Source organism: Nocardioides jejuensis, from assembly GCF_004337475.1.
Taxonomy (GTDB): Bacteria; Actinomycetota; Actinomycetes; order Propionibacteriales; family Nocardioidaceae; genus Nocardioides; species Nocardioides jejuensis.
The window spans coordinates 26,770-33,308 of the sequence record NZ_SJZJ01000034.1; the positions used below are offsets into that span (position 1 = coordinate 26,770).

General features: G+C 70.2%; 7 protein-coding genes. 2 read left to right on the plus strand and 5 right to left on the minus strand.

Annotated features, from left to right (window positions below; all coding sequences use genetic code 11):
* Positions 1 to 34 precede the first annotated feature (34 nt).
* Positions 35 to 292, plus strand: a complete 258-nt coding sequence (locus EPD65_RS15085; RefSeq protein ID WP_131585588.1) for an HPr family phosphocarrier protein — start codon at positions 35 to 37, stop codon at positions 290 to 292.
* Between the two features lie 63 nt (positions 293 to 355).
* On the opposite strand, the gene EPD65_RS15090 is transcribed toward EPD65_RS15085, so the two are convergent.
* From EPD65_RS15090 to EPD65_RS15110, 5 genes are all read right to left on the minus strand, one after another.
* Entirely contained in the window at positions 356 to 1,294 is a 939-nt protein-coding gene (locus EPD65_RS15090) for a bifunctional riboflavin kinase/FAD synthetase (protein ID WP_131585590.1), read from the minus strand.
* Positions 1,295 to 1,319: 25 nt separating this feature from the next.
* A complete protein-coding gene (gene truB / locus EPD65_RS15095) occupies positions 1,320 to 2,231 on the minus strand; it encodes a tRNA pseudouridine(55) synthase TruB (RefSeq protein ID WP_131585592.1) in 912 nt (303 codons plus the stop codon).
* Positions 2,228 to 2,677, minus strand: coding sequence for a 30S ribosome-binding factor RbfA (gene rbfA, locus EPD65_RS15100; RefSeq protein ID WP_131585593.1), 450 nt, complete (start codon positions 2,675 to 2,677; stop codon positions 2,228 to 2,230). Before rbfA ends, truB begins: the two co-directional genes overlap by 4 nt.
* 172 nt (positions 2,678 to 2,849) lie before the next feature.
* Positions 2,850 to 5,657, minus strand: a complete 2,808-nt coding sequence (gene infB, locus EPD65_RS15105) for a translation initiation factor IF-2 (RefSeq protein WP_131585595.1) — start codon at positions 5,655 to 5,657, stop codon at positions 2,850 to 2,852.
* A gap of 129 nt (positions 5,658 to 5,786) precedes the next feature.
* A complete protein-coding gene (locus tag EPD65_RS15110) occupies positions 5,787 to 6,047 on the minus strand; it encodes a YlxR family protein (RefSeq protein ID WP_243640621.1) in 261 nt (86 codons plus the stop codon).
* 131 nt (positions 6,048 to 6,178) lie between these two features.
* Between EPD65_RS15110 and EPD65_RS15115 the strand changes: the two genes are divergently transcribed.
* Positions 6,179 to 6,478: a hypothetical protein gene (locus tag EPD65_RS15115; protein ID WP_131585599.1), complete on the plus strand. Its 300-nt coding sequence runs from the start codon at positions 6,179 to 6,181 to the stop codon at positions 6,476 to 6,478.
* Positions 6,479 to 6,539 lie beyond the last annotated feature (61 nt).

The window sequence follows — 6,539 nt, forward strand, 5'->3', positions numbered from 1 at the left end:
TCCACCACCACGAACCTCTCCGAAGGAGCACCCCATGCCCGTCCAGTCCGCCATCGTCGGTTCCGCCGCAGGCCTCCACGCCCGTCCCGCCGCTGTCATCGCGGAGAAGGCCGAGGAGCTCGGCGTCGAGATCTTCCTGGCCATCCCGGGCGACGAGCCCGTGGACGCCGACTCCGCCCTCATGATCATGACCCTCGGCGCAGCCAAGGGCGACACCGTCGAGGTGTCCGGCGAGGACGCTGCCGCCGTCGCCGCCATCGCCGCGCTCGTCGAGCAGGACCTCGACGCGTAGGGCTCAGACGCGCAAGGCTCAAACGCGTAGGACTCAGACGCGCAGGGCTCAAACGCGTTGGGCTCAGGAGCCGAGGATCACCCGGGCGCGGCGCACGTCGTCGTGCATGGTCTCGACGAGCTTCTCGATGCCCTCGAACTTGACCATGCCCCGCAGGTGCTCGACGAACGCCACCGTGACGTCGACGCCGTACAGGTCGAGGTCGGTGCGGTCGATCACGTAGGACTCGACACGACGCCCCACCACACCGTCGAACGTCGGGTTGGTGCCGACGCTGATCGCCGCGGGGTACGACTCCCCCGTGTCGTTGCGCGTGAGGATGCCGGCATAGACGCCGTCGCACGGCGCGGCCGCGTCGACCGGCGTCGGGACGTTGGCCGTCGGGAAGCCCAGCTCGCGCCCGCGCTGGTCGCCCTTCACCACGACGCCGCTCACCGTGAACGGGCGGCCGAGCGCCTCCGCGGCGCCCGCGACGTCACCGGCGGCAAGACAGGACCGGACGTACGTCGAGGACCAGACCTGCGGCCCGCCGTCGAGCGCCACCGCGTCGACGACGAAGTCGTGCTGCTTCCCCGACTCGGCGAGCGCGTGCACGTCGCCCGCGGCACGGTTGCCGTAGCGGAAGTTCGCCCCGACGACGACGCCCTTGGCGTGGAGGCCGTCGACGAGCACCCGCGCGACGAACTCCTCCGGGGTCCAGGCAGCGATCTCCCGACTGAACGGCAGGACCAGCACGTCGTCGGCCCCCGCCGCACCCAGCAGCTCGAGGCGCTCGTCGAGCGTCGTCAGCATGATCGGCGCGTGCTCCGGGCGCAGGACCGCCATCGGGTGGGGGTCGAACGTGACCGCCACGATGTGGTCGACGCCCTGTGCCGCAGCGACCTCGCCCGCGCGGGCGATGACGTGCTGGTGCCCCAGGTGGACGCCGTCGAAGTTGCCGATGGTCACGACGGTGCGGCCCAGGTCGGCCGGCACATCGCTCAGGTCACGCCACACTCGCACGGCGCTACTTTCCCACAGGCCCGGTTCAGCCCGTGAAGACGGCCACGGGACGTGCCATCTCGCCGGCCGGCTCGTAGAGCGCCAGGAACTCACCCTCCGGCGCGAAGACCGCGGTCAGGGTCTCCAGCGGGAGCGCCAGCTTGCGCCCGTAGCGCACCTCCTGCGCCTGCTCCGCATCCAGGTCGTACGCCGGGAACGCCGCGCGCGCAGCGTCCGCGATCGGCAGGACAGCGAAGCCTTCGTCCAGCTGCTCGAGCGTCTTCGCGTGGTCGAGCGTGTAGGGGCCGACGGCGGTCCGTCGGAGCGCGGTCAGGTGTCCGCCCACGCCCAGCGCGGTGCCGAGATCGCGGGCGATCGCACGGATGTAGGTGCCGCTCGAGCAGCGCACCGAGATGTCGACGTCGACCACATCGAGGTCGTGAGCCGGATCCCCGGGGACCTGCTCCGCCGCATGACTCACAACCTTGTGCACCGTGAGCTCGTGGATGGTGACGGGCCGGGCCTTGAGCTCGACCTCCTCCCCCGCACGGACCAGGGCGTAGGCGCGCTTGCCGTCGACCTTGATCGCGGAGACCGCCGTCGGCACCTGCTCGATGTCGCCGACGAACTCGGCCAGCGCCGTCCGGATCGTCGCCTCGTCGAGGTGACCGGCACTCGTGCGCGCGGTGGCCTCACCCTCGGCGTCATCGGTGGTGGTGGCGATGCCGAGGCGGATCGTCGCGTCGTACGCCTTCTCGGTGAGCATGAGGTGGCCGAGCAGGCGCGTGGCCCGGTCGACGCCGAGCACGAGGACGCCGGTGGCCATCGGGTCGAGCGTGCCGGCATGGCCGACCTTGCGCGTCCCGGCCAGGCGGCGGACCCGGCCGACCACGCCGTGGGAGGTGATCCCGCCCGCCTTGTCGACGATGACGAGACCCGGGGTGACCGGAGAGGTCACTCCTCGTCGTCCCAGTCGTCCTCGTCGAGGTCGGCCTCACGGGGCTTCTTGTACGGGTCCTCGTCGGACGCATACTGCGCACCGGCACGGGCCGCGGCGAGCTCCTCGTCGGAAGCCTTCGCCTTGGCGAGGGCGTCCTCGATCTCGCGCGCGGTCTCGGGGAGCGCGTCCGGGATGAAGGTCAGGGTCGGCACGATGCGCGTGCCGAGCTGCTTGGAGACCTCGCTGCGGATCAGGCCCTTCGCAGAGTCGAGCGCCTTCTGCGTGTCGGCAAGATCGCCCGTCAGCACGGTGTAGAAGATCGACGCCTGCTGACCGTCTCCGGTCAGGCGGACGTCCGTGATGGTGACGAAGCCGAGGCGCGGGTCCTTGATCCGTCGCTCGAGCATCTCGGCGACGACGACCTTGATCCGGTCGGCGACCTTGCGAACGCGAGGGCTGGCCATCACGAACTCCTTCTACGGGAAAACTGCGAGCGCCAAACTGTCAGACTGACAGTTTGGTTTGTTGTGACACCTCCGAAGTGTCACAGACGGCGAAACTGTCAGATGGACAGTTTCGCAGGGGGACGAAAGCGGGGCCGACCCGAAGGCCGGCCCCGCTCCCGACGTACGACGATCAGCCGCGCGGGATCTCGCGCTGCTCGAACGCCTCGATGACGTCGTCGATCTTGATGTCCTGGAAGTTCCTGAGCGACAGACCGCACTCGAAACCTTCCCGGACCTCGGACGCGTCGTCCTTCTCGCGCTTGAGGCCACCCAGGTCCAGGTTGTCGGCGATGACGTTGCCATCGCGGATGACACGGACCTTGGCGTTACGCCGCAGCAGGCCGCTGGTGACCATACAACCGGCGATGTTGCCGATCTTGGACGACTTGAAGATCGCCCGGATCTGCGCCTGGCCGAGAACGACCTCTTCGTAGATCGGCTTGAGCATGCCCTTGAGGGCCGCCTCGATCTCCTCGATGGCCTGGTAGATGACGCTGTAGTAGCGGATCTCCACGCCTTCCTTGTCGGCCAGCTCGGTCGCCTTGCCCTGCGGGCGGACGTTGAAGCCGATGATGATCGCGTCGGAGGCCGCAGCGAGCATGACGTTGGTCTCGGTGATGGCACCGACACCGCGGTCGATGACCCGCAGCGAGACCTCGTCGCCGACGTCGATCTTCGACAGGGCGTCCTCGAGAGCCTCGACAGAACCGGACACATCGCCCTTGAGGATGAGGTTGAGCTCCTGGCTCTCGCCCTTCTCCATGGAAGCCATGAAGTCCTCGAGGGTACGACGCACGCGGCGCTGCGCCTGCATGGCCGCACGCTCACGGTGCTCGCGCTTCTCCGCGATCTGGCGGGCCATGCGGTCGTCCTCGACAACGAGGAAGTTCTGACCCGCACCCGGCACGCCGGACAGACCGAGAACCATCGCCGGACGCGACGGGGTCGCCTCCTCGATCAGCTCGCCGTGCTCGTCGAGCATGGCGCGGACACGACCGTGGGCCGGACCGGCGACGATCGAGTCGCCGACGCGCAGGGTGCCGCGCTGGACGAGGATCGTGGCGACCGGACCGCGACCGCGGTCGAGGTGCGCCTCGACCACGAGGCCCTGCGCGTCCTGGTTCGGGTTGGCACGCAGATCGAGCGACGCGTCGGCCGTGAGGACGACCGCCTCGAGCAGACCGTCGAGGTTGAGACCGGCCTTGGCCGAGACGTCGACGAACATGACGTCGCCGCCGTACTCCTCGGGCACGAGGCCGTACTCGGTGAGCTGACCGCGGACCTTGACCGGGTCGGCCTCGGGCTTGTCGACCTTGTTGACCGCCACGACGATCGGGACGCCGGCGGCCTTGGCGTGGTTGAGCGCCTCGACCGTCTGCGGCATGACGCCGTCGTCGGCCGCGACCACGAGGATCGCGATGTCGGTGGCCTGGGCACCACGGGCACGCATGGCGGTGAACGCCTCGTGACCCGGGGTGTCGATGAGGGTGATGACACGCTCGGTGCCGTCGACCTCGGTCGCGACCTGGTAGGCACCGATGTGCTGGGTGATGCCACCGGCCTCCTTCTCGACGACGTTGGCGTTGCGCAGCGCGTCGAGAAGGCGGGTCTTACCGTGGTCGACGTGACCCATGACGGTCACGACGGGCGGGCGGACGACCAGGTCGTCCTCGTCGCCCTCGTCGGCACCGAACTCGAGCGAGAACGTCTCGAGCAGCTCGCGGTCCTCGTCCTCCGGGGAGACGACCTCGACGACGTAGTTGAGCTCCTCGCCGATCAGCTCGAGGGTCTCGTCACCGACGGACTGCGTCGCGGTGACCATCTCGCCGAGCGAGAACAGCATCTGCACCAGCGCAGCGGCGTCGACGCCGATCTTCTCGGCGAAGTCGGTCAGGCTGGCGCCACGAGCGAGACGCACGGTCTCGCCGTTGCCCTTGCGGACGCGCACACCACCAATGGTGGGCGCCTGCATCGAGTCGAACTCCTGCCGCTTCGCGCGCTTCGACTTGCGACCACGACGCGACGGGCCACCGGCGCGACCGAACGCACCCTGGGTCTGACCACGACCACCGGGACCACCGGGACGGCCACCGCCGCCACCGGGACGACCAGCGAAACCGCCGGGAGCGCCACCGGGGGCACCACCGGGAGCGCCGGGACGACCGGCACCGGCACCACCGGGACCGGGACGACCCGGAGCGCCGGGACGACCACCGGGGCCGGGACGGCCCGGAGCGCCACCACGGGCGCCGGGACCACCAGGACCGCCGGGGCGGGCGCCGAAGGCGTTCGGGGACTTGGGCATCATCGCCGGGTTCGGGCGGGGCATGCCCGGACGCGGAGCGGCGCCACCAGCGGCAGCCGGCGGACGCGGCGGACGGTTGTCGCCGCCACCGGTCTGCGACGGACCACGGTCAGCCGGAGCGGGACGCTCGGCCGGGCGCTTGCCCATGCCCTGCGACGAAGCGAACGGGTTGTTGCCCGGACGCGGCGCACCCGGACGAGCGCCACCCGGGCGCGGGCCCGGAGCAGCAGCGGCGGGCTTCGGCGCAGGCGCCGGAGCCTTCGGGGCGGGCGCGGCAGGAGCCGGCTTCGGCGCGGCGGGCGCAGCCGGAGCGGCAGCGGCCGGAGCAGCCGGAGCGGCAGGGGCAGCCGGCGCCTCAGGGGCGGGGGCAGCCTTCGGGCCCGGCTTGGGGCCGGGCTTGAACGCCGGGGCCTTGGGGGCCTCGGACGGCGCAGCGGCGGCGGGCGCCGGGGCGGCACCGCCAGCGGCGCGCAGCTCGTCGCCGAACTGCTTCTTGAATCGCATCGCGACGGGGGGCTCCACCGTCGAGGATGCGGACTTGACGAACTCGCCCATCTCCTTCAGCTTCTCGAGAACGAACTTGCTCTCGACGCCGAATTCCTTGGCGATCTCGTGTACGCGGGGCTTGGCCACGGGGTTGTGTTACTCCTTCTCGGCCCGCCCCGGAATGCGTTGTGGGGTCGAACCGTCAGTGGGTGTGCATGCTCATCGCGAAGTACTCATCGAGTGCTCATGAGCGGATGCTCCAGTTCCTGTAGTCGGTCATGACGTGTGTGCCTCAAGCCAGGACTTCACCGGCTCGGCAGCCAGCCCCTGCTCGAGCCGAAGGGCTCGGGCGAAGGCTCGCCGCCGGACCGCAAGGTCGTAGCACGCGATCGTCGGGTGCAGATGCGCCCCACGACCGGCCGCGGACTTCGAGGGATCGGGTACGACGGCCGGACGACCGTCCTCATCGACCCCTGCGACGATCCGCAGGAGCTCGTGGCGGGCAGCCCGCTCCCGGCATCCGATGCACGTGCGCACCGGCCCAGAAAAAACTTCTGACGCCGTGCGTGCAAGGGAATTCATGTCGCGAGCCACCAAAGGAGAACTCTACCGGGTCGGCCTGTGACGGAGCGAACTGGCGTACCGCTCCCCCGGGGTTACCGTGTCCCGTGAGCACGCAACGTTCGGAACGGGGAGCTGGCCTGGGCTTCCTGTTCGCCCTCGCGCATCTCGGTCTCGGCGCGCGCCTGCTCGCTACCGGGGACGGTTGGTCGCGCTGGGGCGGCGCCGCGCTCACGCTGTTTGCCCTCATGGCGATCGCCGGAGCGCTCGTGGCGGCGCGTGCCGGCGACACGGAACGGAGCACGCCACCGCCTTCGAAGCCCGCAGAGCCACCGGCGAAGCGCACACCGGCGCTGAATCGACCCGAGCTACCGCCGACGCACCGGCGTCCGGGCCGCAGACAGTGAGACCTGAGCCTCGGGCACCTCAGCGCAGAACAAGCGGTGGGTTTGCAGTCACCACGTGACT

What these genes read in the sequence shown, in the direction of transcription:
- EPD65_RS15085 (WP_131585588.1), top strand. Translation starts at nt 35, where the DNA reads ATGCCCGTCCAGTCCGCCATCGTCGGTTCCGCCGCAGGCCTCCACGCC.
- rbfA (WP_131585593.1), bottom strand. Translation starts at nt 2,677, where the DNA reads ATGGCCAGCCCTCGCGTTCGCAAGGTCGCCGACCGGATCAAGGTCGTC.